This window comes from Pseudomonas sp. AC239 (assembly GCF_979258545.1).
On record NZ_OZ409864.1, the window covers coordinates 5,213,573 to 5,239,772 of the forward strand.

The window sequence follows — 26,200 nt, forward strand, 5'->3', positions numbered from 1 at the left end:
CACTCTTATCTTACGATGCTGCCTGGATCTTCCCGACTCGCTAATATGGAGATTGAACTCATGAGCAGCGCAGCACTGAAAACTGGCTATAACCAAAACGACTTCATAGACGACTTCACCGCCGACCTGGAAGACGGCACGAAATTCAGAGCTTGGTATACAGAATTAAGGTCGGACACGACCCCCGGCAGGGGTGACGTATACATCGTCATTGCCTATGACCGTGAAAAGCCATTCGTGCGGACCTTCACTATCGTTTTTGAAAAATCCAAGCTTGAGGCGTCAACAGTTATTACAGAGGTTGATGTCGGTGCAAATGTTACTTACAACAGCTACGAAAACCAAGAGCTCCCTACTTTACAAAAAGCGACCTCGGGCACCTTGGACTATAAACTGGACACGGAAACCAAGCGGTTCACTGGCACCTTCACAGCGGACGTAGCTAAATCCGACGCAAGTGGAACATTTCCCTGCTCCGCAGTTTTCGACACTTCCTTGACTTAACCAGACAATCAAAGCCCCATCATTTATGAAGGGGCTTTTTTATAACTCATTAACTTACTGTTTCACCATTTTAATTGAAGGCCAAGCGTTGCGCCGATAGGCATTTCGATGTTATTGCCCCTCATATATTCCAGTTCCGCATGGGCCTGCCATCGCTCCGACATGTTAAGCGCAACACCGCCACCAACTTTTACACGCGAACCGGAGAGGTCGTTATTGAATACATTATTATTGACCTGTACTTCGTTGTTCTTTGAGAATTCGTGAGCTAGAGCCACACGAGCATAAGGCTGCCAGACAACGCCGTTGCGCAATTTCAAGTTTCGACCTAACGTCATACCGCCCTCGGCACGCATGGAACGGGTACGATCACCCTCCACACTCAAGCCGTTTGCCAACTCATAATCCTTGCCCTGGATTATTGCAGCACTGCCTTGGATATACGGTTCAATGAAATAGCCTTGATCGAATGCGAAATGGCGTCCGAACTCAATGGACCCGCTGACACCAGTGTTGTCGTAATCGCCCTTCGTACGATTGCCATCACTCAACCCGACTTTAGCTTCATTCTGGAAATGATTGAACTTGACGACGTTATCAAGGTAATAGCCTTTGGCATTGTCGATCCAGGTGAGATAGGAGCCCACATAGTAACTTTTGATCGTGCCGCTGGTTCCGCGGTGCAAATTCAAGTCAGAATGACTTTGCCCGGCCATGACGCCCAACAGCCACTGTCCACCACCTATAGGAAGCGGAGCATCTGCGCCAAGCGTGAAACCTTGCTGATCTTGCCGATAACCATCACCAAACGCGTCCGAAACATTGTACTTACTGCCATACGCCCTGCCCCACGGGCCGGATTTAAAGTGATTGAAACGCACTTCACCCATACGGCTGCGCAAAGACATGGCCTCTCCATCCAGCACAGTGATGGCAGTATTGAAAAGCGCTGTGACAGCGCGAGTAGATGGACTGACCGTCCGAGCAGTCGGATCGAGAAACCAGTCGTTGCCGCTTTCGCTCTGTTTCAAGCCATAGGAAAACGCACCTAAATCGACCTCGCCATTGACGTTGGCCAATGAGAATTTGGCGTCACCGCCGGCGACATGCACAAGATCCACGGGTTGACCGCTTGCCAGCTCTGTCCCGGTTGAGGCGACCAACAAACGATGATCTCCAGTCGCTGTTCCTGTGATATTCAGCACGTCGGATTGATTTGTTGCGAAATTGACATTCATTTCAAACAGGCCACTACCAGAAAGGTTGTGCACGGCCAGTTGATTGAAAGCGGTATCGGCACCGATCCTTACCGTACCACCATCGAGCACCAAATCGCCCACCTGACTATTGCCCGTCATATTCCAGCGTGACGTCGAATCGATAGTGGCGCTGGAGACATTGGTCATGACACCGGTCAATTGCGAGTTTTGCTGCAGCGCAACAGCAGCAGTTGCCCCAGTATCGGCTGTCACATCACCGGTCAACGAAGCCTGCTTGAAACCAAGCGCTGCCGTACTGGTATCCGCAATCTGCACATTGCCCTTCAGGTCACTGCGCTCCAGATTGACGTCCGCATTGCCCAGCCCCTTGACTTCAATAATGGTCCCGGTGCCACCCGTCAGCGTAGAGCCGTCGAGGACGTCGATCCGGGAAGCGGCAGCGCTCGTACCCTCATAATCCACGACAATTGCCGACCCGCTTTTGCCCTCAACGCACGAACCTCGCAACAGCAAATGGCTGCCAGGCAACCCTGCACCTTCCAGTCCAAGCCGTACGCCATTCTGGCCACCGAGTATCTGGCTGCCTGCCGTGGCGGAAGCGGAACCGCTCAGCAACGTTACACCAAAACTGCCTGCCCCCGTCCCTTCGATAGTGGAACCTGAGAACTCAAGAGTACTGAAGGCCGTTGCACGAGCTCCGCCTGTTACTCCCCGGATCGTGCTGTCACTGACTGTCACCTTCGAGCCGGAATTGACGTTGATGTTGCGCCCGGCTTGCAGCCCAAGGCGACCACTGGAGATAGTGCTGTTGCCAGAAATCGTCACGGTACTGTTGGCTAATTCAACTCCGGCACGCGCATTGCCACCTGTCACAGTGGTACCTGCCAGGTTTACGACTGATCCATCGGAGGTAGAAATCTGCTGAGTAGTGGCGCCTACCGCATTGACTTGAGATTGCCGAGCGACGATGCCCAGAGTCTCAGCCTGATCGATATTCAATGTCGCCTGTTGTGAAAGCTGCCAGGACTCCACATTATCGCCTCTGTCGACGGTGTGAGCAGTTCCCACCAGTCCGGCGGCGAACGCAGACTCGCAAGCCAGCAGTGAGAAGCAGAATGAAGACGTTCCACGCCAGATAACGGTCTTGGCACGAGTGCGAAAATATGTGGTTGTCCAACGAGATGAAGTACTCAAATCCAATTCTCCAAATATACGACGATGGTGATAGATCGAGTAGGATCCTTCACCCAAGGCGGCGCCAAACTACCGATCCGTTACGCATTGGTATGTAGGACATGTCCGATATTGCTAAATTGTGTTTTTCCAATCGTTGCCAACCGCCGAGACAACGATCTGTCTCGGCAGTAATCTGACAAACCTAAATTGTCGGAGTACCTTCACAATAATTGTTGCTTGAATTTAGTAGCGAAACCTCATTAAAAAACTCTTTAGAAGGATTCGGAGCACCCGAGATAAGTATCGAGTACCAAATCTTGATATAGCCATTTGGCAATCCGGAACTGAATGGTGGTTGAATAGGCTTAAGCTTAGTTAAATACGGCTTGACATTAAGAACGAACTCCGCCGGGTTTTCGGTTCCAAGTACGGTGTAAGTGTCACTAAATTCTGTACCTCGGATTTTCTTGGTCCCAAGCGAATCCTCATAGCCTTCGGAGTAAACCGTAACAACGGTGTCTTTCGGCATATGCACTGCATCTATTGTCACGGTCACCGGCAACTCTCGATCAGGCCGAGTAAGATGGGCGCATGATACGTATCCATTGAAAAGCGTGACTGTTGGCGCTACTAAGTCGACCTTGGCGAGATCCACTTGCACTGCAGTATTAAGTGACTCTATGACGGCCGGACTGGTGGCGCTATTTTCGATCGTCCAATATGCCTGTTTTTGACCTGGCGCCCCAATTATTGCATCAAATTCATCAGGCTTCATCGTATGAGTCAATGGGTCCGTATCACCCGCAGTGAGCGTAAATTCAGCAATTTCTTCGCCGTTTATCAAGAACCTGGCAATGTCACCTGCTACAGGTACCCACGTGTCTCCGGTTTTTATCATCGGTGTGCTGAATGTGATATCCGCCAAACGGTCGGAAGCGGTGATGTGGTTCTTGGTTCCCGACGCGCCCTCCACTGTAACTTCAACCATGTTAGGGTTTTTTAAGTCGGGAAAGCCTGGGTTACTTGGGCCAGGGGCAAGCAAATTGATTTCGGAGTCGGTACCTGGCGGAGCAACTTCCGGATCAGTTCCACGAAAAAATTTATAAGATCCATTAATCGGCACTGCTGCGGTCGCGTTATCCCAAAGCGCCAGCAATCTGCTGGTTGTGATAGGGAACTGCAACACAGTGGCGGCCCCCAAGACGCGAGTCCCCAAACCAACTGGTAGCTTTCCATTGGTGACAGCTGCAGCGATGCGGTCGGTGTCTTGCGCATTGTCGGGCCGCTTGACATTCAAATACACCGTACCCTGCAGATCGTTGAGGTCGATTGGATCCGGAGAGATACCCTGCGGAAACTCACAATCGTGAAAGATTGGAGGTGGGGTTCGAGAAATTTGATAATCATTGGCAACCGCTAGTTCGCTGATGTTGCCCGTCGCGTCCGTCAATGTGTACCAGAGATATTCCCGCGAATCTGTTTTTGGCAATTCAGCACTTGGCACCTCAACTGTATCCGCTGTTAATCGCTGAGTATGGAGCAACTTTCCAGTTCCATATGTAGGGCCCGAGTACACATGAATAGTGTCGCTTGCATTATAAAACTCGTAGCTCCGATTGATGCTTATTTGTAAAAACTCATTATTTGCCAGCCATGCGTCGTCGACGGTTTTATTGGGCAAATTCAGGTAAAGAGCTCTTTCCGGCTGAAATTTCGTACCCGAGCCCTTGTCCACTTCTGGTGGATTTCTATCGATTTCTACAGTGAACCAATTCGAGTCATCACGATTGCCGTTCTTCCCGTTAAGTACGCTTAACTGAAACTCCCATGTTGTTGAAGCTTTATTCACATCATCATCCACCAGCGCCGCGGTCGGCACGTCGATAAGCACTTCCGCCGGGCGGCCGGCGACGGGCCCCAAATTGTCATCCGCAATCATGGTCTCAGTCCCGCCAGGGCCTTTTCGCTGGTACAACTCATATAAATCGTTATCTTCGGGCGTCAGGATTGTTGACGTAAGGAATCTTACCTGCGCTGTACCTGAATCAATGATGGTTTTCGGCAACAGCCTACCGGGTAGCAAGCCAACAAATTCGGGATCAGCCAAGCGTACCCCTACGTTAACGTTGGAAGTACGCAGCAAAAGACGACTACTTTTACCAAGAGCAACAGCGGATTGCGGCTTACCGTTAAAGATTGGAGTATTCACGTTCATTTCCTCGTATGAATTAAAAACCTAAGCCACACACAAGCAACTTCCTGCCGCCGACATGCATAATGTAGAGGCCAGACCGCTTTGATTGCGACTGTGTTACAACACTTACTTCAAAGGACCGCCGCCACAGGGCTCTGTGTAGCCTGGTTCAATGCGGTCTATTTTCACAAGGCCGGGATGTGATGCATAAATCGGCACCCCCCGACGGAGGATCGTGTATCGGGCGATGGCAGAATGCTTGTCAAACATAGGCCTTATAAAAGGATCAAATGGAATATCTATAACAAACCCTTTAACAGGTTTATCACCATCAATTATTTCCCTGAACGTATGTTGCGGAGTGAGTACAGGGAGAGATCCATTCAATGTCGCAAACCCCTGCCAGACGAGTACACATACATCCTCGTCCTGAAATATATTCACAGCCTCAGGCACTATCTGGACTCGTATTTTCTCGCCAACCCAAGGATCAGTGTCGCAATTGATATAGCCATAAAGATCTGCATCCGGAAATGCTGGCGGCCGAAGCGTGGGGGTGAGAGCGTGGACGATTGTCAGCTTACGCTTGGGCGATTCATCAGGGTTACCATTCCTTCCCAAAAGCACATAATAAATTTCGGCAACACCGTCTTCTATCATATGCTCTGCTGTGAGATCGAATTCGAACTCTGGCTTATCGTTGATGTAGGTATATCTGTCGTTGAAAATTTCCGTTGTTTTCGAGCTTTGCTCCCAATAAACATAAAGCTCCGTGTAGTCTTCATCTTCTCCTGGAAGCGGTTTTTGTGGAAAATTTGCCCAGCGCGGTATTCTCCCTTTCGTCCCGTTAATCAAAATATCTGGCGGCACGTGGCCGTCCGGGTCTGATGAACTAATGCCATCTAATGTAAAAGGCTCCGCGGTGAGCTGATTACTCTGCTCCATGTCATCTACTCTCTGCGATAATCTGCTGTGTGCACGACAATCAACTCTGTGTTGGCCCGATTAGGCGCCGGATTCTCCCTTTTGCCTACTGTCATATCTGACAGGTCAAATGACCGTCTGTCGGATTAACCGGATGGATCACTGCAGGCGAATATCAGAGCACTTGACGATATTTCGTTTTTTGGAGAACACTGAAACCGGTTTCAGAGCTGTCCCCGCGATATAAAAATAAGGTCTATACGCCCGTGAACGACTTTTCCGCCGCCCAACGCAGCCGCGTGACCATGCTCGACGTCGCCGAACACGCCGGCGTATCCAAGGCCAGCGTCTCGCGTTTCATCGGCGACGACCGCGCTCTGCTCTCCGATGCCATTGCCCTGCGCATCGAGCAGGCCATCAGCGAACTCGGCTACCGCCCCAATCAAATGGCCCGTGGCTTGAAACGCGGGCGAACCCGCCTGATCGGCATGCTCGTGGCCGATATCCGTAACCCTTATTCGATTGCCGTGATGCACGGGGTGGAAACCGCCTGCCGAGCGAACGGCTACAGCCTGGTGGTGTGCAACACCGACCGCGATGACGAGCAGGAACGCCAGCATCTGGCGCTGTTGCGCTCATACAACATCGAAGGGCTGATCGTGAACACGCTGGGGCATCACCGCGATGAACTGTACGAGTTGCGCCGCGAGATGCCGATGGTGTTGGTGGATCGCAAGGTCGAGGGCATCGACAGCGACATGGTCGGGTTGAACAACTCGCAAGCCGTAGAGATGACGCTCGCGCACCTTGAGCAGCGCGGATATCGGGATTTATTGCTGGTCACCGAACCGTTTGATGGCACCAGTTCGCGAATCGAACGGGTCAGCAGTTTTCAAGCGCAGATTGCCCAACGCTCGGCCCTGACCGGGGCGGTGCTGGAAACCGGCGATCATCTGCGCGCGCAACTTCAAACCTTTTTAAACACCCACGGTGACGGTCCGAAAGCATTGTTTTGCGCCAATGGCGTGGCGGCGCTGGCGGCGACTCACGCGTTGCGCGCACTCGGTGTGCGCTTGTTCGAGGATGTCGGGCTGATCGCCCTGGATGATCTGGATTGGTACCCGTTGGTCGGCAGCGGGATTACCGCGCTGGCGCAGCCGACGCAAGAGATCGGCGCGCGGGCATTCGAGTGTTTGCTCAAGCGCTTGCGTGGGGATGACGAGGCGGCGCGGGTGATGGATTTTGCGCCGGTGCTGATTGAACGGGGTTCGACCCGAGGAAATGGCGTCTGAACTGACGCTTTCGCGAGCAGGCTCGCTCCCACAGGTGGCCGTGTTGCAAATGTGGGAGCGAGCCTGCTCGCGAAGACGCCCGGAAGGACACCACAGAACCATCTGATATTTTTTTGAACAAAAATGAAACCGGTTTCAGAGGTCAATAACAATGAATAAACCAGCCGTTTCCATCAGTCTGTCCAGCTACGGTGCAGAGCTTGTGCGCCAGCGAGGCCAGGATTCTTTTATCGAGGTACTCGCGGCAGCCGGCGCCAATCGCATCGAGTGGCGCGAAGAGTTGCTGACCCGCGAAAAACCTGCGCAACTGGCTCAAGCGACTCAGGCCCAGGGCCTGCAAAGCATCTATTCGTCGCCCACCGAACTGTGGCTGGCAGGGCAAGCGCAACCCAATCCCGAATTGATTACCGCGCTGCAACAGGCGCAGGCATTCGGTTCGAAATGGCTGAAGGTGTCGCTCGGCTATTTCACTGACAACTCTGATTTGCAGGCCCTGGCCGAGCGACTCAAGCAGAGCCCGGTGCAACTGCTGGTGGAGAACGACCAGACCTTGCACGGCGGGCGAATCGAGCCGTTCCAGCGTTTCTTCGCCGCCGTCGAGCAGCACAACTTGCCGATCAAGATGACTTTCGATATTGGCAACTGGCACTGGCAGGACCAGTCCGCTGCCAGCGCCGCCCGCGCGCTTGGTCGTCATGTCGGTTACGTGCATTGCAAAGCCGTTGCGCGCCGCGCCGACGGCAAACTGGTCGCGGTACCGCCGGCCATCAGCGACCTGCATCTGTGGGAACAACTGCTGCGGCACATGGACCAAGGCGTTATGCGCGCCGCTGAATACCCGCTGCAAGGCGATGACCTGGTGCAGCTGACCCGCGAACACGTCGCCGCCCTCGCCCGCCTTGGTCAATCGCGCCTGGAGCCAGCTCATGTCTGAGATCGATATTCTTTCTTTCGGTGAAACCATGGCAATGCTGGTCGCTGAGCAGACTGGCGATCTGGCCAAGGTCGAGCGGTTTCACAAACGTATTGCCGGGGCCGACAGCAACGTCGCGATCGGCTTGTCGCGCTTGGGGTTCAACGTCGCGTGGCTGAGCCGGGTCGGTAACGATTCACTCGGACGCTTTGTGGTCGAGACGCTGATCAAGGAAGGCCTGGACTGCAGCCACGTCGACGTCGACAAAAACCATCCGACCGGATTCCAGTTCAAATCGCGTAATGACGATGGCAGCGATCCGCAGGTCGAGTATTTCCGCCGTGGCTCGGCGGCCAGTCATCTGTCGCCGCATTCCATCAGCGACAACCTGCTGAGCGCCCGCCATCTCCACGCCACCGGTATTCCGCCCGCGCTGTCGGCTTCGGCGCGGGAAATGTCCTTCGAACTGATGACCCGCATGCGCAACGCCGGACGCAGCGTGTCGTTTGACCCGAATCTGCGCCCGAGCCTTTGGGCCAGCGAGGGCGAAATGATCCGCGAAATCAACCGCCTCGCCGCCCTCGCCCATTGGGTGCTGCCGGGGTTGAGCGAAGGCCGTTTGCTCACCGGTTTGGATGACCCGGCGGACATCGCTGCGTTTTATCTGGATCAGGGCGCCGAGGCGGTGGCGATCAAGCTCGGGCCTGAGGGCGCTTATTACCGCACGCAGCTGGATCAGGGTTTTGTCGCTGGCGTGCCGGTAAGCAACGTGGTCGATACCGTGGGCGCCGGAGATGGCTTTGCGGTGGGGATGATCAGCGCCCTGCTCGAGCACCAGAGTTTTGCCGAGGCCGTGCAACGGGCGAACTGGATTGGCAGTCGCGCGGTGCAGAGTCGTGGCGACATGGAGGGGTTGCCGTCCCGCCAAGAGTTATCGGTTGAATTTGAATCCGCCTTCGCGAGCAGGCTCGCTCCCACATTTGGCATGCAATCGCCTGTGGGAGCGAGCCTGCTCGCGAAGAGGCCCGCCTGATCACCGCAAATCAATAAACCTGCTGCGACAAAAACAACAAGCTCAGGAGTCACACCGATGAAAACCGCTACCCTCGCCACCCGCCGCTGGTGGTACATCATGCCGATCGTGTTCATCACTTACAGCCTGGCCTATCTCGATCGCGCCAACTACGGTTTCGCCGCCGCGTCGGGCATGGCCGAAGACCTGATGATCACACCGGGCCTGTCCTCGCTGCTCGGCGCGCTTTTCTTTCTCGGCTACTTTTTCTTCCAGGTACCCGGCGCGATCTACGCGCAAAAGCACAGCGTGAAGAAGCTGATTTTCGTCAGCCTGATTCTCTGGGGCGGGCTCGCCACGCTGACTGGCGTGGTATCCAACGCCTATTGGCTGATCGTCATTCGCTTCATGCTCGGCGTGGTCGAAGCGGCGGTGATGCCCGCAATGCTGGTCTATCTCTGCCACTGGTTCACCCGCGCCGAACGCTCGCGGGCCAACACGTTTCTGATCCTCGGCAACCCGGTGACGATGTTGTGGATGTCGGTGGTGTCGGGCTATCTGGTGCAGCATTTCAGCTGGCGCTGGATGTTCATCATCGAAGGTCTGCCGGCGGTGTTGTGGGCGTTTATCTGGTGGCGTCTGGCCGATGATCGCCCGGCTCAGGCCAAGTGGCTCAACGACCAGGAAAAACACGATCTGGAAAGCGCCCTCGCCGCAGAGCAGGTCGGCATCAAGGCTGTGAAGAACTACGCCGAGGCTTTCCGTTCGCCAAAGGTGATCATTCTCGCGCTGCAGTTTTTCTGCTGGAGCATCGGCGTTTACGGTTTCGTGTTGTGGCTGCCGTCGATCCTCAAGGCCGGCGCGCAGATGGACATGATCGAGGCTGGCTGGCTGTCGGCGCTGCCGTATCTGGCGGCGGTCATCGGCATGCTTGCGGTGTCGTGGGGTTCGGACAAGTTGCAGAAGCGCAAACGCTTCGTCTGGCCGCCGCTGCTGATCGCTTCGATTGCGTTTTATGGCTCGTATGCCTTGGGCGCCGAACATTTCTGGTGGTCGTACACGCTGCTGGTGATTGCCGGCGCCTGCATGTACGCGCCGTACGGGCCGTTCTTCGCCATCGTTCCGGAAATCCTGCCGGCCAACGTCGCCGGTGGCGCCATGGCGCTGATCAACAGCATGGGCGCGCTCGGCTCGTTTGGCGGCTCGTATCTGGTCGGCTATCTGAACAGCTCCACCGGTTCGCCCGGTGCCTCGTATCTGTTGATGAGCGGCGCGCTGCTGCTGTCGGTGGTGCTGACGATTTTCCTCAAGCCCGGCGCCAGTGATCGCGTCGTCGCCAAAGCCGCCGCCACACCGCGTGTGCCGGCGCATTCCTGAAAGGACTTTTGCCATGAAAAAACAGGTCGTGCTGTACAAGAAACTTTCGCCCGCGCTGATGGCGCGCCTGCAAGAGCAGTTTGACGTGACACTGATCGAAAGCCTCGACGCCGACGGCCTCATGCAGCTGCGCGATGCCCTGCCCCGCGCCCACGGTTTGCTCGGCGCTAGCCTGAAACTCGATGCGGCGCTGCTGGATCTGGCGCCGCAACTGGAGGCGATTGCCAGCGTCTCGGTGGGTGTCGACAACTACGACATCGAGTATCTGAGCCGGCGCAAGATTCTGCTGACCAACACCCCCGATGTGCTCACCGAAACCACTGCCGACACGGGTTTCGCGCTGATCCTCGCCGCTGCCCGTCGTGTCGTCGAACTGGCCAACATGGTCCGTGGCGGACAGTGGAGCCGCAATATCGGCCCGGCGCATTTCGGTACCGATGTGCATGGCAAGACGCTGGGCATCATCGGCATGGGCCGCATCGGCGAGGCCTTGGCCCAGCGCGGGCATTTCGGTTTCGGCATGCCGGTGATCTACCACAGCCAGTCGCGCAAACCGGCGGTCGAGGAGCGTTTCGACGCGCAATATCGCAGCCTTGAAGAGTTGCTCCAGCAGGCCGACTTCATTTGCCTGACCTTGCCACTGACGGCGCAGACCGAACGCTTGATCGGCGCCGAGCAGTTTGCGCTGATGCGGCCGGAGAGCATCTTCATCAATATCTCGCGCGGCAAAGTGGTTGATGAGGCGGCGATGATCGAAGCGTTGCGCAACAAGCGCATTCGCGCGGCAGGACTGGACGTGTTCGAGCGCGAACCGTTGAATCATGACTCGCCGTTGTTGCAGTTGAGCAATGTGGTGGCGACGCCGCACATGGGCTCGGCGACCCACGAGACGCGTGAAGCGATGGCGCGCTGTGCGGTGGAGAATCTGTTGGCGGCGTTGAATGGGCAGCGGCCGGTGAATCTGGTGAATGCTCATACTTGGCAAAACTGAGATCTCTGGTGTCAGTAAAGCCGCCTTCGCGAGCAGGCTCGCTCCCACTGGGACTGCATTTCAAAATGGGAGCAAGCCTGCTTCCACAGCAGAATGCATTCCTCTGTGGGAGCGAGCCTGCTCGCGAAGAGGCTTTTACAGACTACGCAAATTCATCAGGCACTCCGCGCCTGCAACAGCTGCACCGCACACAACGCAATCCGCGCGCAGGCGTCCGCCAGTTTCACCCGATCCACCACCAGCCCGATACGAATATGTCCCGCCGCGCTCGGTCCGAACGCCTCGCCGGCCAGCACCGACACGCCATAACCTTCCAGCAAGCGCTCGGCAAACGCCTGAGCGCCAAGCCCAGTCTGGCGCACATCGACCATTACAAACATGCCGCCATCCGGGCAAATCGGCTGCAACCCAGGGCAACCGTACAAACGTTCGCACACCAGATCGCGGCGCAATCGGTATTCCTCGCGCATCTGCGAGACTTCCGGCAGATCGCTTTGCAGCGCCACTTGCGCGGCTTTCTGTACAAAATCCGGCAGACCGAAGAGCATGCTCAGCGACAGATTCACCAGATGCTCGGCCAAGGGTTTCGGGCCGATCATCCAGCCGATGCGCCAACCGGTCATCGCATGGGATTTCGACAGACTGTTGATCGTCGCAGTGCGCTCGGCCATGCCCGGCAGGCTCGCCGGGCTGATGTGCTCGCCTTCGTATAAAAGCTCGCTGTACACCTCATCGCTGATCAGCCACAAGTCATGGCGAATGCACAGCGCCGCCAGTTCCTGCCAGATCGGCAAGGGCAGACTCGCGCCGCTGGGATTGTTCGGGCTGTTGAGCAACATGACCCGAGTTCGCGGGGTGATGCGCGCGGCGACATCGGCCGGGTCGACGCGGAAACCGTTTTCCGGGCGCACCGGCACCGCAATCACCTTGGCACCGCAGGCGCCAAACACACCTTCGTAGGTGACGTACATCGGCTCGGCGACGATCACTTCGTCACCCGGATCCAGCAGACATTGCGCCACCGAATACACCGCGCATTGCGCGCCTGGCAAGACAATCACCTGATCAGGATCAACGCGGTGACCACTGCGCTGGCGATGACGCTCGGCAATCAGCCTGCGCAGCTCGAACCGACCACGTACGTCGGCATAATGAGTATCACCGGCCAGCAGACTGTCGATCGCGCCATGGACGATCGGCAACGGCGTATCGAAGTCCGGATCGCCGACGCTCAATAACAAAACATCGACGCCCTCGGCGCGCAGTTCCAGCGCTCGGTCGTGAATCTGCCAGGCAGCGGCACCCTCCCCGGCGATTCGTTGGGTCAAGGCTGAATAGCGCATGTACGTCTCCTGTTAGCGCGGTTTCCAGCCTTCACCGTATCTCAAATCACGAAACGCGCCACCATGGCGTTCAAATCCACTGCCAGTCGCGACAATTCGTGGGTCGCGGCGCTGGTCTGGTTGGCGCCGGCGGCCGATTGCGTGGCGAGGTCGCGGATGTTGACCAGATTGCGATCGACTTCGCGCGAGACCTGCGCCTGCTCTTCCGACGCGCTGGCGATGACCAGGTTGCGTTCGTTGATCTGGTGAATCGATTGAGTGATCTGCTCCAGCGCCACGCCGGCCGCGCGGGCCATTTCCAACGTGGACTGGGTGCGCTGATTGCTTTGTTGCATCGACGAAACCGCTTCACCGGTGCCGTTCTGGATGCCGGCGACCATTTTTTCGATTTCCTGAGTCGACTGCGCGGTGCGATGGGCCAAGGCGCGCACTTCGTCAGCCACCACGGCAAAACCACGGCCAGCCTCGCCGGCACGCGCAGCTTCAATGGCAGCGTTGAGCGCCAGCAGGTTGGTCTGCTCGGCGATCGCCCGAATCACGTCCAGCACCTTGCCGATGTCACGCCCTTGTGCCGCGAGGCCTTCGATCATCTGCGCGGTGTTCTGCACGTCATGAGTCATGGTCTGGATCGCGTCGACGGTTTTCACCACTTGATCGCGACCTTCGCGGGCGGCGTGGGTCGACTGATTGGAGGCCTCGGAAGTCGACACGGCGTTGCGCGCCACTTCTTCCACCGCAGCGGTCATTTCGTTGACGGCAGTGGCGGCCTGTTCGATTTCGTTGTTTTGCTGCTGCAAGCCACGGGAGGCTTCTTCGGTGACAGCGCTAAGTTCCTCGGCAGCGGCGCCCAGTTGCGTGGCGGAACCGGCGATCTGCTCGATGGTTTTGCGCAGGTTGGTCTGCATCGCGGCCAAGGCTTCGAGCAGGCGCGCCGGTTCGTCCTTGCCGTCGACTTCAATGGCTTTGCTCAGGTCGCCGCCAGCAATGGTTTGCGCAGCGTGCACGGCGCGGTTGAGCGGCGTGACGATGCTGCGGGTCAGCAACCAGGCGAGTAGCACGGTGGCCAAAGCGGCGATCACGGCAACGATGATGATTCCGGTAACCGCGCTGTCGTAGTGATCACCAGCCTTTGCTGCTGCCGTTTTCGCATCGGCGGTGTTGATGGCGATCAGCTTGTTCAGTTGCTCGCCCATCTGATCGGTGCCTTCCTTGATGCGCGTGTTGATCAGCGTCCGCAACTCATCAAGTTTGTCCTGACGCGACAGCTCGATCATCTGATTCTGCGCTTGCATGTAGTTGTCGAGAGTGGTGGAAAACGTCTGAAAAATCTCCTGTTCTTCGGGGCCCGCCGGCAGCGCGGCGTAACTCGCCTGGGCTTTGCGCACTTTGTCGACCAGCACGGCAATGCGCGTTTGCGCCTCTTGCAAGCTGGCCGGCTCGCGATTGACCAGCACACGGAACGACAGGATGCGCATGCGCAGGACGTTCTCCGTGACCACACTGAGGTGGGTCACGCTTGGCAATTGGTTGGTGTCCATGTCGACCGACGCCTGACGAATGACCGTCATGCGGCTGACGGCGAACACGCCGAGGACAATCACCAGCAAGGCGATAAAGGCAAAACCGAGGAAAGCACGGGGCGCGATATTCAGATTACGCAGGGACATGGTCGGACTCTCGAAAGAAAGAAACTGCGAGCGTCCATGCCGTGAGCACTGGCCCATAGCGGGCGACAGTCCGGCGGCACTGAGTTGTGGTTTTGTGTGCGCCTGACCGTTGTATCGGCCAGGCTTGAGGAAGGTTTCGGGTCTGCGGTAAATATTTTTCAGGCTGAGGCGAGTTGCCAGACCCGAGCAATATCGGTAGCGCGTTCACGCAGCAGCCGAGGTGCTTCGGCGCAGGCCTGTTCCAGAGTCATCGGTCCGCTGGTCACGGCGAACGCGGCGTCGATGCCGTGTTGATAGAGCGCCTGATAGCCCTCGCCCAAGGTCCCGGCAATCACAATCACCGGCACGGCGTATTGTTTGGCAACTCGCGCGACACCGAACGGCGTTTTGCCGCGCAGGGTCTGCGCATCGAAGCGGCCTTCGCCGGTAATCACCAGATCCGCACCTTTGACCGCGTCAGCGAGCCCGACCAGTTCCGCCACCACCTCGACGCCAGCCTGAAACTGCGCGCCGAGAAAAGCCTTGGCGGCAAATCCCAGACCACCCGCCGCACCGCTGCCCGGTTCATCGCGCACGTCCTTGCCCAATGCTTGCGCGCAAAGCTCGGCGAAGTGCCCCAGCGCGTGGTCGAGCTGCTCAACCTGCGCGGGCGATGCGCCCTTCTGCGGGCCGAAAATGGCCGACGCGCCGTGGGGGCCGCAGAGCGGATTGTTAACATCAGCGGCGATGTCGAAACGCACATTGGCCAGACGCGGATCAAGTCCATTCAGATCCAGCCGCGCCAGTTGCGCCAAGGCCAGGCCACCGGGCACCAACGGCTGATTTTGCCCATCCAGTAACTTCACGCCCAACGCCTGCATCGCCCCGGCACCGCCGTCATTGGTCGCACTGCCGCCAATTGCCAGAATCACCCGCTGCGCGCCGGCGTCCAGCGCTGCACGAATCAACTCACCGGTACCAAAAGTGCTGCTGATGCACGCATCGCGCTGCCCCGGTGGGACCAATTGCAGTCCACTGGCCTCGGCCATTTCGATGATCGCGGTGTGGTTGTGCGCCAGCCAGCCCCAGGCAGCATCGACCGGCGCGCCCAGTGGACCGCGCACACGGGTGCGGCGCAATTCACCTTCGCAGGCTGCGAGAATCGACTCGACCGTACCTTCGCCGCCATCGGCCATCGGGCATTTGATCAGCGTCGCCTGCGGCCAGACCTGGGCCAGTCCGAGGGCAATGGCTTCGGCAACGCCTTGGGCACTCAGGCTGTCCTTGAACGAGTCGGGGGCGATGACGATCTTCATGGGAATTCTCCGGTTGCATTGGCGTTCATGCTGCCAGTCCGCCTGCGCCTTGACGCCGGTCGGCTGCACAAGTGGCGTCGGCGTTTATTGTTCATTTCCACAAAGGGCTGGCGCTGGATGTTCCGGCCTCTTCGCGAGCAGGCTCGCTCCCACATTTGAAATGCATGCCACTGTGGGAGCGAGCCTGCTCGCGAAGGGGCCCCGAAATACACCGATCAATTCGGATCAGTCTGCGGCAACAGCTGCACCCCCAGGTACAACGCCAGCATCCCGTCCAGCTTCAACGGATCAACGCCACTCAGTTCGGCAATCCGTTCCATGCGATAACGCAGGCTGTTGCGATGAATGCCCAGCGCGTCGGCGCAGGCCTGACTCTGCCCGTCGTGCTCGCACCAAGTGCGCAGGGTCGCCAATAGCTGGCCGTTGCTGTCCTTGGCGATGACCTTGCGCAGCGGTTTGAGCAACTCGTCCAGCGCATCATCGTTGCGGTGACGCCACAGCATGACCGGCAAGCGATAACGATTGAGCGTCAGCAGTCTCGAATTCGGCAACACGTCACGACCATACGCCAGCAAGTCGCCGACCCGCCGATAACAGCGACGCAACCCGGCGAGCCCCTCCGCCTGCCCGCCGACGGCGATGCGCAGAATCTTCCAGCCGAGGCCATCGAGTTTTTCCAGCAGGCGGTCATGCTCCACTTGCTGGCTCGCCGGGCGACACCACAACAGCGAAGACTTCGCCGAACTCACGCACCAACTGTCGGGGTAACGCGAGGTCAGCCACGCACTCAGTGCCTCGACGGTTTGCCCCGGCCCGTGCTCAAGACCCAGTTCGAACAAATAGGGGACACGCGTCAGTTGCGGCTTGAGCCCCAACTGTTGCGCCTCATCGACCAGGCGCGGCGAATCCCCCGCCTCGCTCAACAGCAACGCCAGCAGATCATCGCAACGCTGCCGTCGCCACTGTTGCTCGGCCTGCTGATTGCGCTGGCCGACGAGCATTTCCGCGGTCATGCGCACCAGTTCGGCGTAAGTGCGCAGTTGCTCCGGCTCCCCGGTGATGCCGAGTACGCCGATCAAGCGCTGATCGAGCAGCAGCGGCAGATTGATACCCGGCTGCACGCCTTTGAGGTGCACCGCCGTCTGCGCATCGATTTCCACTACGCGCCCGTTGGCCAGCACCAGTTGCGCGCCCTCATGACGGGTGTTGATGCGCTCCGGTTCACCGCTGCCGAGGATCAGGCCCTGACTGTCCATGACGTTGACGTTGTACGGCAAAATGGCCATGGCCCGGTCGACGATGTCTTGGGCAAGATCGTGATCGAGTTCGAACATAGCGGCGGCAATCCTTCATTTCAGGCACTAGCGGTTGTTCAGCCGCACAGGGTCTGGCGGCAAACCCTGTGCTCAGGCACAAAGACAATCCGGCCAAAGGTGGCCGAGACTCTCAGGGCGATCAACGTTACCCTTTGCATCGCAAAAAATCATAATAAAGAGAGAGCCGCTATGTCGCAGAGCGCCGCAGCTACCCAAACCGTCGACGACGGTAAAAACGCCGTCTACAAACGCATCACCCTGCGTTTGATTCCCTTCATTTTCATCTGCTACCTGTTCAACTACCTCGACCGGGTCAACGTCGGCTTCGCCAAACTGCAGATGCTCGATGCCCTGAAATTCAGCGAAACCGTGTACGGCCTCGGCGCCGGGATTTTCTTCATCGGCTACGTGCTGTGCGGTGTGCCGAGCAACCTGGCGCTGACCCGTTTCGGTCCACGCCGCTGGATTGCCTTGATGATGATCACCTGGGGCACGCTGTCGACCTGCCTGTTGTTCGTCACCACCCCGACCGAGTTCTACACCCTGCGCTTTTTCACCGGTGCCGCTGAGGCCGGTTTCTTCCCGGGCGTCGTGCTGTATCTCTCGCAGTGGTTCCCGACCTTCCGCCGTGGCCGGATCATGGCGCTGTTCATGTCGGCAATCCCGGTCTCCGGTCTGCTCGGCAGCCCGTTTTCCGGCTGGATCCTTAACCACTTCGCCGCAGGCCAAGGTGGCCTGGCCGGCTGGCAATGGATGTTTCTGCTGCAAGGCATTCCAACCGTGATCCTCGGTGCGCTGGCGTATTTCCTGTTGAGCGACAGCTTCGCCAATGCCAAATGGCTGACCGCCCACGAACGTTCGGTGCTCGAAGCCGACCACGCCGAAGACCTCGCCAACAAACCGAAAACCGCCACCGACTCGCTGCTCGCGGTGTTCAAGAACCCAGCGATCTGGGCCTTCGGCCTGATTTATTTCTGCATCCAGAGCGGCGTCTACGCGATCAACTTCTGGCTGCCGTCGATCATCAAGAACCTCGGCTTCAGCGATAACCTGGTGATCGGCTGGCTGAGTGCGATTCCGTATCTGCTCGCGGCGGTGTTCATGCTGGTGGTCGGGCGCTCGGCGGACTTGCGCAAGGAACGCCGCTGGCACTTGGTGGTGCCGATGCTGATGGGCGCTGTCGGGCTGGTGATCGCGGTGAATTTCGCAGCGAATCCGGCGATTGCGATTCTCGGTCTGACCATCGCGACCATGGGCGCACTGACTGGCCTGCCAATGTTCTGGCCGGTGCCCACGGCGATGCTGAGCGCAGGCGCCGCGGCTGGTGGGCTGGCGTTGATCAACTCGATGGGGCAGATGGCCGGGTTCCTCAGCCCGTATCTGGTGGGCTGGGTCAAGGACAGCACTGGCTCGACCGATGCGGCGTTGTACGTGCTGGCGGCGGTGATTGTTGGCGGGAGTCTGCTGGCGTTGCGGATGACGCGGGCGTTGCGGGCTTGAGCTCGGGTGCATGACCAAAACGGCCCTTACGGGCCGTTTTTTTATTCGGTTTCACTTTGCACGATGATGTTCGGCGAGCAGACCAGTGTCGAAGACTCGCTGCGGATCACCGACCCGCATACTGAACAGCAATGACACGCCTATTCGCTCGCGCAGGCGGTGAAGATCACAGCCGAAGACAAGGCATTTATTGATCGCCGGTGACACCGGGGCATGCCTCGACACTGGGGTTCAACGATGTGAGCCATTTTGTGTCAGGACGCAAACCGATTCAGTCCTGATTTGTACCCTCTGCGAAAGAGCGGGCAGGTCGAAGCCGATCAGAGCCGTTGTAAGAAAATCTCTATACTTTGCCGTTCTATGGAACCGTGCTTACGCAGCCGCACCTAATGGTCGCTCGCTCGAATAAGTCTGCCAAGGATAGTCAATGTTCAATCGGCCCATCGATTTTGTGCGCAAGCCATTGCGCGCGATGTTTAACGCGTTCGATAACAAGGAGGCATTCGACGCCTCGCGGTCCTTGGGGGCCGCCAGCTGTGAATCGCACAGCGCAGGTCTTCGATACCGGGCCGACATCGATGGCCTGCGGGCTGTCGCTGTGCTGCTCGTGCTGATATTCCACGCAGGGCTGACTTTATTCCCGTCCGGTTTTATCGGCGTGGATATCTTCTTCGTGATCTCCGGTTATCTCACCACCTCTATCATCATGAAGTCGCTGGAGAACGGCACGTTCAGCTTCAAGGGGTTTTACGTCAGGCGCATCTGGCGCTTGCAACCGGCCGTTGTTGCGCTGTTGGTTGTGACCTTGCTGGTTACCACACTGCTTTATCTGCCCGATGACTACGTCGACTTCCTGAAAAGCGAAAAGTACACCTCATTACTGATTTCCAACCAGTATTTTTCCAAGGTGACTTCTGGTTACGCCACGCCCGATGCCGCCAGTCTTCCGCTGTTGCACACCTGGTCGCTGGCGATCGAATGGCAGTGGTACCTGCTGCTACCGTTGGGTATCTGGCTGCTGCATCGCTATGTGGCGAAACGGGCTTTGAGCAGCGCAGTGCTGGGTTTGACCCTTGCAGCCACGGCGATGGCGCTGTACTTGTCGCAGGTCGCTCCCGACCTGAACTATTACTTTTTTACCGCGCGCATCTTCGAATTGATGATGGGGTCGTGCGCCGTCATGTTCAGCGCGGACAGGTTTCGCCTGAGTCGTGCCAGCGCTTCGCTCATTTGCGCGGTTGCACTGGTCACGATCGCCTATTGTGCGGTCCAGGACGATATCCTCAGCGGATTCCCCAACTATAATGCGGTCGCGGTATGCGTCGCCACGGCGCTGCTGCTGGTTCGCGGCATAGGTAATGTGAGCATCACCTCGGATGTCCTTGCGTTCAAACCGCTGGTGTTCATTGGCACGCTTTCCTACTCGCTGTATCTGTGGCATTGGCCGATTCTGGCGGTGCTGGCCTACCTGGGCATCGATCTGAGCCCAGCGGTGACAGTCAGCTATTTCGCCGCCACGTTCGCGATGGGCTACCTCTCCTTCTGGCTTATCGAAAACAGGTTTCGCAAGGTTCGGGCCGGATTCGGAAAGACCGTACTGCTGTTGATGCTGCTGCCCGCCATCGGCCTGTCGCTGCTTCACTCCGCCGGCAGGAATCATGACGGATGGCCGAACCGTTTTGGTGAAGATTCGATCGCGATGTTCAGCACGTTAAAGGCGTACGTACCGAGCCATCGTGAGGATTGCCTGGGTAACAGCGAAAAGGTTGATCCTGACTGCGTCCTGGGCGCTCCGCTGGCCGAGTCGCAGGCTTTGCTGATCGGAGATTCCTATTCGAATCACTATTGGGGATTTGTCGAGACGCTGGCCAAGGATGCCGGCCTGTCGGTTCTTGCCCAAGGTTATCCGGCCTGTCTGACCTTGCCCGGCATCTATCTCTACGACTGGTACAAGGCCAAGAACGCGCTTTATGAAAAGTGCCATACGGCTGCCCAACGCTATTACGACCTGATTGCGGACAGCCATTTCCAGTATGTGATCATCGGCCAGTTCTGGGAGGCGTACCTCACCGCGACGATTGTCACCAAGCCTGATGACCCACGCAGCCTGGAACTGACGCAGCAACGACTTGAGGTAGCGGTTCGCCAGGCACTGGACATCATCGTCGACTCGGGTGCCACGCCGATTGTGCTGATGAGTACATTGCCCATGCCCGCCAGAATCAACGAATGCCTGCTCAGACAGGTCAAGTTGCGCGGGATGCTCGGCAGCGCTGAACAAAGCCGTTCATGTGCTGCGGTGACATGGTCAGGCCTTGAGGATCCCTTCCTGACCAGACTTTTCGGCGAGCTGCAGGTTGAATATCCACAATTGATCGTCCTTGATCCAAAAAAAGTGCAATGCCAGGACGGTACGTGCCTGACCAGCGTCGATGGCGTGCCGGTGTACCGCGACATCGGCCACGTGTCCGATTACGCCTCGTACAAATTCGGTGAGCTATACCTCGAGCACTTTGGCAATCCATTCAAGAGCAATACAGGCGGCGACCACTAACGCCGGTCCATTTGCCATCTATGCTGCAACTGCCAGCATCTTTTGACGAGGTTCGCACGACCGAATGAGCGCGAGATGTTTCGAATAATGAGCATGCGCTCAATATTCAGCACAAAAACCACGTATCCTGCGCGCCCCGTTCACCTTCACGCCGCGAGGGCAGTTTGTCTAAAGGTATCGCTTTATCGGTTTCGGCCTCGGTGCTGTTTGCCGTCATGTATTACTACACGTCGCTGCTGACGCCTCTGAGCGGAGTGGAAATCTTCGGCTGGCGCATGCTCCTGACCGTGCCGTGCATGACCTTGTTCATGCTGGTGTCCGGGGAATGGCGGCGGGTGCTGGAGCTGTTCCGATTGATGGCGGCCAGGCCAAAACTGATCGCCGGGCTGCTGGTTTCGTCCGCCCTGCTCGGCGTACAGCTGTGGCTATTTATGTGGGCGCCGCTCAATGGCTACAGCCTGGATGTGTCGCTGGGCTATTTCCTGTTGCCACTGGCGATGGTGCTGACCGGACGGATTGCCTACGGCGAGAGCCTGTCTTATCTGCAGAAAATCGCAGTGTTTTTCGCCAGCCTCGGCGTGGTGAACGAGTTGTATCAGGTTGGCGGCTTTTCCTGGGCGACACTGGTGGTCGTGGTCGGTTATCCGTTGTACTTCGTGCTGCGCAAATACCTGAAGACCGACAACCTGGGTGGCCTGTGGGTCGACATGACCCTGATGCTGCCCATCGCCTACTGGCTTGTGCAGGGTGGTGAACAAGGGCTGGCGGTGTTCGATCAATATCCGGGGCTGATGTGGCTGATTCCGCTGCTCGGCCTGATCAGTGCCTCGGCACTGGTGGTGTACATCATCGCCAGCCGCCTGTTGCCGTTCAGTCTGTTTGGTTTGTTGAGTTATGTGGAACCGGTGTTGTTGCTCGCGGTGGCGTTGTTGTTGGGGGAAAGCATCAAGCCGGGAGAATGGCTGACCTACATCCCCATCTGGCTGGCGGTGGGGGTGCTGGTTTTCGAGGGCTTCAAGCATTTGACGCGGCAACGCCGCTCTTGAATGCTACACAAGACAAATGTGGGAGCGAGCCTGCTCGCGAAGTCGTCAGACCAGTCAACATGACTGTTGAATGAAAGACCGCATTCGCGAGCAGGCTCGCTCCCACAGGTTTTGTATGAAGCAAAAAAATCCCGGCCCTGCATCTCTGCAGGCCGGGATTTTTTTTATTTCCGGTGCGAATTACTCGGTGGTCAGCACACCACGACGCACCTGGTCACGCTCGATCGATTCGAACAGCGCCTTGAAGTTGCCTTCGCCGAAACCATCGTCGCCTTTGCGCTGGATGAACTCGAAGAACACCGGGCCCATCAGGGTTTCCGAGAAAATCTGCAGCAGCAGACGCTTGTCGCCCTGCTCCGACGCGCCGTCGAGCAGGATACCCCGCGACTGCAACTGGTCGACCGGCTCGCCGTGATTCGGCAGGCGACCTTCGAGCATTTCGTAGTAGGTGTCCGGTGGAGCGGTCATGAAGCGCATACCGATTTTCTTCAACTGATCCCAAGTTTTGATCAGGTCATCGGTGAGGAACGCAACGTGCTGGATGCCTTCGCCGTTGAACTGCATCAGGAACTCTTCGATCTGCCCGGCGCCCTTGGACGACTCTTCGTTGAGCGGGATGCGGATCATGCCGTCCGGTGCGGTCATGGCTTTGGACGTCAGGCCGGTGTATTCGCCCTTGATGTCGAAGTAACGGATTTCACGGAAGTTGAACAGCTTCTCGTAGAAGTTCGCCCAATAGGCCATGCGACCGCGATACACGTTGTGGGTCAGGTGGTCGATGATCTTCAGGCCGGCGCCGACCGGATTGCGATCAACGCCTTCGATAAATACGAAGTCGATATCGTAAATCGAGCTGCCTTCGCCGAAACGGTCGATCAGGTACAGCGGCGCGCCGCCAATGCCTTTGATCGCCGGCAGATTCAGCTCCATCGGACCGGTTTCGATGTGGATCGGCTGAGCGCCGAGTTCGAGCGCGCGGGAATAGGCTTTCTGCGAATCCTTGACGCGGAACGCCATGCCGCAAACGGACGGACCGTGTTCGGCAGCGAAGTACGAGGCGACGCTGTTGGGTTCGTTGTTGAGGATCAGGTTGATCGCGCCCTGACGATACAGGTGCACGTTCTTGGAGCGGTGGGTCGCGACCTTGGTGAAGCCCATGATCTCGAAGATCGGTTCCAGGGTGCCGGGAGTCGGCGCTGCGAACTCGATGAACTCAAAGCCCATCAGGCCCATTGGATTTTCGTATAAATCTGCCATGGTGACGCCTCATCATTTCTTATCAATTAACCAGGGTTATTTGTCAGGAAAGTGATGTGCAAGGAGGCGCGCAGGAGATGCCACGCACGCTGCGGGCGAGAAAGTCTCCGTAGATCAGTTGAAACCCGAATATCTTCATTGTCGACCCAAAGCTCTTGTGGGCGAGGCTTCTGCTGCCAGAAGACGATTATTATTGTATGCGTAACCCGATTCTACACAGCGTAACCATGCCTGTCTGCCCTCTGTATAAAATCCGCTTTTTTACCTGCGGCGCAAGAGTCATCTGCCATCTATTCTCCCCTCTGGCTCAAGTGTTTATCGGGCCGGACTACGACGCCACAGGATGTCTCCATGCCACTGACTGCAAGATCCCGCCGCAAACGCAGCACCCGCATCGTGGTCACCTTGCTCAGCGGTCTGCTGCCAATCGTACTGGGCAGTGCGATCCTCTATATGCAGGCCGAACGCACTCTGGAGCAAAGCGCTGCGCAAACTGCCGAGCAAGCTTTACGCCAGTTCGAGCTGATGCTCGACAACACCGCCGAGGCGGCGCGAATCCTGTTGCCGTTAGCGGGGAAAGACTGTGAAGAAGTCAAACTGGCCTTGCGCGAACAGGTGACCCGTCGCCCTTTCGTGCGCTCGACGAATCTGGTCTGGGAGAACAATCTCTATTGCAGCTCACTGTTCGGCCAGTTCAAGGAAGCTGTCAATGCCGGGGACTACCACGAGGGCAAACTATGGCTGATGAATGGCAATCCGGTGACACCCGATACGGCATTGCTTATCTATCGTCTCAGCGACGGTCCTGGTGGCGCACTGACCACCCTTGATGGTTATCACCTGAGCAATATCCTGCGCCTGATCGGCCGCCAGACGTTACTGATGTTGCAAGTGGGCGATAACTGGCTGACCGCCGACGGCCAAGTTCACCAGGGGCCGCTGCCGGCATTGCCGGTAGCGCATAGCGTGCTGGAATCCGCGCGTTATGGCTTCAGCGTCTCGGCTGGTTACCACGAGGGTGAAACCTGGCGTTACATGGCGGCTGAGTATCCACCCCTGTTCAGCCTGTTGATTTTCTTCGGCGCAGTTTCCGGTGCCATTGGCCACTTCGTGCAGAAACGCTCAACCTCGCCCAGCCACGAAATGCTGCGCGCGCTGGAAGCCGGCGAGTTCATTGCGTACTTCCAACCAGTGGTTCACGCCGACACCAAGCGATGGTCCGGCGCCGAAGTACTGATGCGCTGGAATCATCCGAAAGAGGGGCTGGTGCGTCCGGATCTCTTCATTCCGTTTGCCGAGCACTCCGGGTTGATCGTGCCCATGACCCGCTCTCTGATGCAACAGACGGCCGTCCTGCTGGGCCCACAAACGGCAACCTTCGACAAACCGTTTCATATAGGCATCAACATCACTGCCAGCCATTGCCAGGACCTGGAGCTGGTTGAGGACTGTCGCGATCTTCTGGCAGCATTTGAGCCAGGCAGCGTGGAGCTGGTGCTGGAACTGACCGAGCGCGAGCTGATCGAGCCGAACGACATCACTTTGCAGCTCTTCGAGCAGTTGCACGCATTGGGTGTAAAAATCGCGATCGACGACTTCGGTACGGGGCACTCAAGCCTTGGTTATCTGCGCACCTTCAATGTCGACTTTCTGAAAATCGATCAGAGCTTCGTGGCCATGATCGGAATAGACGCGTTATCGAGGCATATTCTCGATTCCATCATCGAGCTGTCCGCGAAACTGGACTTGGGTATTGTTGCCGAAGGTGTCGAAACGCAGGCTCAGGCGGATTATCTGACCGAGCATAACGTTAAGTTTCTGCAGGGCTACTTGTACGGTAAACCGATGCCTGCCGCAGATTTCATCGACACATTATCTCAGCATTAAGTAGCTAGCACGGACCGCCGAACAGCCGCACCAAATTGATACAAATAGTCATTGTTGTTACATGGCGACAACATCAGGATTTACTCTTGTCGCATTAACTACTACAATTTTTTCAACCTGAGCCAGACTGGCAGGTGAGCCAATTATCACCGAGTCGCTTCCAGGCGACTGGCTTATAGCTTTGTTTGCGGTTGGTATCAGCCAAACACACTATTGGAGTAAAGATATTGTCCAGACTCGCTGAATTTCGCGCAGCTGAAAAGGCCCTTCAGGAACAGCTCAAACAGCTGGAATCGCTGAAGAATGATGCCGGGCTCAAGAAAGAAATCGAATTCGAAGAAAAGCTCCAGGGACTGATGAAAACCTATGGCAAAGGCCTGAAAGACATCATCGCCATCCTCGATCCAAACCCGGCGAAGTCCGGTCTGCAGCAGTCCGCAGCGCCGAAGACCCGTCGCGCTCGCGTGGTCAAGGTTTACCAGAATCCGCACACTGGCGAGCTGATCGAAACCAAAGGTGGCAACCATCGCGGTCTGAAAGCCTGGAAAGAACAGTACGGTGCCTCCACCGTTGATTCGTGGTTGCGCGGTTAATCTGACGCCAACAAAAAAGCCCTGCTCGATGCAGGGCTTTTTTATTGACAATATTTAACAAATGAAATGATTTTCATCAAACAAGTTCGAGATCTGTGTAACGTTGCTGAATCATCACACCTAAACATTTTGCTGCTTC

19 protein-coding genes and 1 pseudogene are annotated in these 26,200 nt (G+C 57.2%); 12 read left to right on the plus strand and 8 right to left on the minus strand.

The genetic code is table 11. The features are described from left to right. The first annotated feature begins 60 nt into the window (after positions 1-60). Positions 61-504, plus strand: a complete 444-nt coding sequence (locus tag ACZ0AZ_RS23610; RefSeq protein ID WP_129999422.1) for a hypothetical protein — start codon at positions 61-63, stop codon at positions 502-504. Between the two features lie 62 nt (positions 505-566). Here the strand turns inward: ACZ0AZ_RS23610 and ACZ0AZ_RS23615 are convergent, their stop codons facing one another. The 3 genes from ACZ0AZ_RS23615 to ACZ0AZ_RS23625 all read right to left on the minus strand — a co-directional run bounded on the left by ACZ0AZ_RS23615 (position 567) and on the right by ACZ0AZ_RS23625 (position 6,039). Further along, a complete protein-coding gene (locus ACZ0AZ_RS23615) occupies positions 567-2,918 on the minus strand; it encodes an autotransporter outer membrane beta-barrel domain-containing protein (RefSeq protein WP_463538282.1) in 2,352 nt (783 codons plus the stop codon). Positions 2,919-3,102: 184 nt separating this feature from the next. Then, complete coding sequence (locus tag ACZ0AZ_RS23620; protein WP_463538283.1) at positions 3,103-5,109, minus strand: hypothetical protein; 2,007 nt, start codon at positions 5,107-5,109, stop codon at positions 3,103-3,105. A gap of 111 nt (positions 5,110-5,220) precedes the next feature. Further along, entirely contained in the window at positions 5,221-6,039 is an 819-nt protein-coding gene (locus ACZ0AZ_RS23625) for a hypothetical protein (RefSeq protein ID WP_129999425.1), read from the minus strand. Positions 6,040-6,284: 245 nt separating this feature from the next. On the opposite strand from ACZ0AZ_RS23625, the gene ACZ0AZ_RS23630 reads away from it, so the two are divergent. From ACZ0AZ_RS23630 to ACZ0AZ_RS23650, 5 genes are all read left to right on the plus strand, one after another. Beyond that, positions 6,285-7,310, plus strand: a complete 1,026-nt coding sequence (locus ACZ0AZ_RS23630; protein WP_039762763.1) for a LacI family DNA-binding transcriptional regulator — start codon at positions 6,285-6,287, stop codon at positions 7,308-7,310. 151 nt (positions 7,311-7,461) lie between these two features. After that, a complete protein-coding gene (locus tag ACZ0AZ_RS23635) occupies positions 7,462-8,244 on the plus strand; it encodes a sugar phosphate isomerase/epimerase family protein (protein ID WP_039762762.1) in 783 nt (260 codons plus the stop codon). Next, complete coding sequence (locus ACZ0AZ_RS23640; RefSeq protein WP_039762760.1) at positions 8,237-9,256, plus strand: sugar kinase; 1,020 nt, start codon at positions 8,237-8,239, stop codon at positions 9,254-9,256. Before ACZ0AZ_RS23635 ends, ACZ0AZ_RS23640 begins: the two co-directional genes overlap by 8 nt. A gap of 57 nt (positions 9,257-9,313) precedes the next feature. Next, entirely contained in the window at positions 9,314-10,612 is a 1,299-nt protein-coding gene (locus ACZ0AZ_RS23645; protein WP_463538285.1) for an MFS transporter, read from the plus strand. A 13-nt stretch (positions 10,613-10,625) separates the two neighbouring features. Beyond that, complete coding sequence (locus tag ACZ0AZ_RS23650) at positions 10,626-11,603, plus strand: 2-hydroxyacid dehydrogenase (protein WP_463538286.1); 978 nt, start codon at positions 10,626-10,628, stop codon at positions 11,601-11,603. Between the two features lie 155 nt (positions 11,604-11,758). Here the strand turns inward: ACZ0AZ_RS23650 and ACZ0AZ_RS23655 are convergent, their stop codons facing one another. The 4 genes from ACZ0AZ_RS23655 to ACZ0AZ_RS23670 all read right to left on the minus strand — a co-directional run bounded on the left by ACZ0AZ_RS23655 (position 11,759) and on the right by ACZ0AZ_RS23670 (position 17,242). Beyond that, complete coding sequence (locus ACZ0AZ_RS23655) at positions 11,759-12,946, minus strand: pyridoxal phosphate-dependent aminotransferase (protein ID WP_463538287.1); 1,188 nt, start codon at positions 12,944-12,946, stop codon at positions 11,759-11,761. 41 nt (positions 12,947-12,987) lie between these two features. Then, positions 12,988-14,613, minus strand: a complete 1,626-nt coding sequence (locus tag ACZ0AZ_RS23660) for a methyl-accepting chemotaxis protein (protein ID WP_463538288.1) — start codon at positions 14,611-14,613, stop codon at positions 12,988-12,990. 158 nt (positions 14,614-14,771) lie between these two features. Continuing rightward, positions 14,772-15,908, minus strand: a complete 1,137-nt coding sequence (locus ACZ0AZ_RS23665) for a glycerate kinase (protein ID WP_463538289.1) — start codon at positions 15,906-15,908, stop codon at positions 14,772-14,774. A gap of 215 nt (positions 15,909-16,123) precedes the next feature. Then, positions 16,124-17,242 (minus strand): sugar diacid recognition domain-containing protein, encoded by a 1,119-nt coding sequence (locus tag ACZ0AZ_RS23670; RefSeq protein WP_039762754.1) that lies wholly within the window; start codon positions 17,240-17,242, stop codon positions 16,124-16,126. A 171-nt stretch (positions 17,243-17,413) separates the two neighbouring features. Between ACZ0AZ_RS23670 and ACZ0AZ_RS23675 the strand changes: the two genes are divergently transcribed. From ACZ0AZ_RS23675 to rarD, 4 genes and pseudogenes are all read left to right on the plus strand, one after another. Next, positions 17,414-18,724, plus strand: coding sequence for an MFS transporter (locus ACZ0AZ_RS23675; RefSeq protein ID WP_463538290.1), 1,311 nt, complete (start codon positions 17,414-17,416; stop codon positions 18,722-18,724). A 105-nt stretch (positions 18,725-18,829) separates the two neighbouring features. Beyond that, positions 18,830-19,005, plus strand: a pseudogene (locus ACZ0AZ_RS23680) (aldo/keto reductase); the annotation flags it as partial. 146 nt (positions 19,006-19,151) lie between these two features. Beyond that, a complete protein-coding gene (locus tag ACZ0AZ_RS23685) occupies positions 19,152-21,278 on the plus strand; it encodes an acyltransferase family protein (protein WP_463538291.1) in 2,127 nt (708 codons plus the stop codon). Between the two features lie 164 nt (positions 21,279-21,442). Beyond that, positions 21,443-22,324: an EamA family transporter RarD gene (gene rarD / locus ACZ0AZ_RS23690; RefSeq protein ID WP_039762751.1), complete on the plus strand. Its 882-nt coding sequence runs from the start codon at positions 21,443-21,445 to the stop codon at positions 22,322-22,324. Between the two features lie 180 nt (positions 22,325-22,504). On the opposite strand, the gene hppD is transcribed toward rarD, so the two are convergent. Further along, the gene (hppD, locus tag ACZ0AZ_RS23695) at positions 22,505-23,581 is read right to left on the minus strand and encodes a 4-hydroxyphenylpyruvate dioxygenase (protein ID WP_016774910.1); all 1,077 of its coding nucleotides are present in this window, start codon (positions 23,579-23,581) and stop codon (positions 22,505-22,507) included. Positions 23,582-23,932: 351 nt separating this feature from the next. Here hppD and ACZ0AZ_RS23700 point away from each other — a divergent pair, with 351 nt between their 5' ends. Next, positions 23,933-25,468 (plus strand): EAL domain-containing protein, encoded by a 1,536-nt coding sequence (locus tag ACZ0AZ_RS23700; RefSeq protein WP_039762750.1) that lies wholly within the window; start codon positions 23,933-23,935, stop codon positions 25,466-25,468. 227 nt (positions 25,469-25,695) lie between these two features. Then, a complete protein-coding gene (locus tag ACZ0AZ_RS23705) occupies positions 25,696-26,061 on the plus strand; it encodes a histone-like nucleoid-structuring protein, MvaT/MvaU family (protein ID WP_039762749.1) in 366 nt (121 codons plus the stop codon). The last annotated feature ends 139 nt before the right edge of the window (positions 26,062-26,200 follow it).

Coding starts and splice junctions, on each gene's coding strand:
- ACZ0AZ_RS23610 (WP_129999422.1), top strand. CDS start 61: ATGAGCAGCGCAGCACTGAAAACTGGCTATAACCAAAACGACTTCATA.
- ACZ0AZ_RS23625 (WP_129999425.1), bottom strand. CDS start 6,039: ATGGAGCAGAGTAATCAGCTCACCGCGGAGCCTTTTACATTAGATGGC.
- ACZ0AZ_RS23635 (WP_039762762.1), top strand. CDS start 7,462: ATGAATAAACCAGCCGTTTCCATCAGTCTGTCCAGCTACGGTGCAGAG.
- ACZ0AZ_RS23640 (WP_039762760.1), top strand. CDS start 8,237: ATGTCTGAGATCGATATTCTTTCTTTCGGTGAAACCATGGCAATGCTG.
- ACZ0AZ_RS23645 (WP_463538285.1), top strand. CDS start 9,314: ATGAAAACCGCTACCCTCGCCACCCGCCGCTGGTGGTACATCATGCCG.
- ACZ0AZ_RS23650 (WP_463538286.1), top strand. CDS start 10,626: ATGAAAAAACAGGTCGTGCTGTACAAGAAACTTTCGCCCGCGCTGATG.
- ACZ0AZ_RS23655 (WP_463538287.1), bottom strand. CDS start 12,946: ATGCGCTATTCAGCCTTGACCCAACGAATCGCCGGGGAGGGTGCCGCT.
- ACZ0AZ_RS23660 (WP_463538288.1), bottom strand. CDS start 14,613: ATGTCCCTGCGTAATCTGAATATCGCGCCCCGTGCTTTCCTCGGTTTT.
- ACZ0AZ_RS23665 (WP_463538289.1), bottom strand. CDS start 15,908: ATGAAGATCGTCATCGCCCCCGACTCGTTCAAGGACAGCCTGAGTGCC.
- ACZ0AZ_RS23670 (WP_039762754.1), bottom strand. CDS start 17,242: ATGTTCGAACTCGATCACGATCTTGCCCAAGACATCGTCGACCGGGCC.
- ACZ0AZ_RS23675 (WP_463538290.1), top strand. CDS start 17,414: ATGTCGCAGAGCGCCGCAGCTACCCAAACCGTCGACGACGGTAAAAAC.
- ACZ0AZ_RS23685 (WP_463538291.1), top strand. CDS start 19,152: ATGTTCAATCGGCCCATCGATTTTGTGCGCAAGCCATTGCGCGCGATG.
- hppD (WP_016774910.1), bottom strand. CDS start 23,581: ATGGCAGATTTATACGAAAATCCAATGGGCCTGATGGGCTTTGAGTTC.
- ACZ0AZ_RS23700 (WP_039762750.1), top strand. CDS start 23,933: ATGCCACTGACTGCAAGATCCCGCCGCAAACGCAGCACCCGCATCGTG.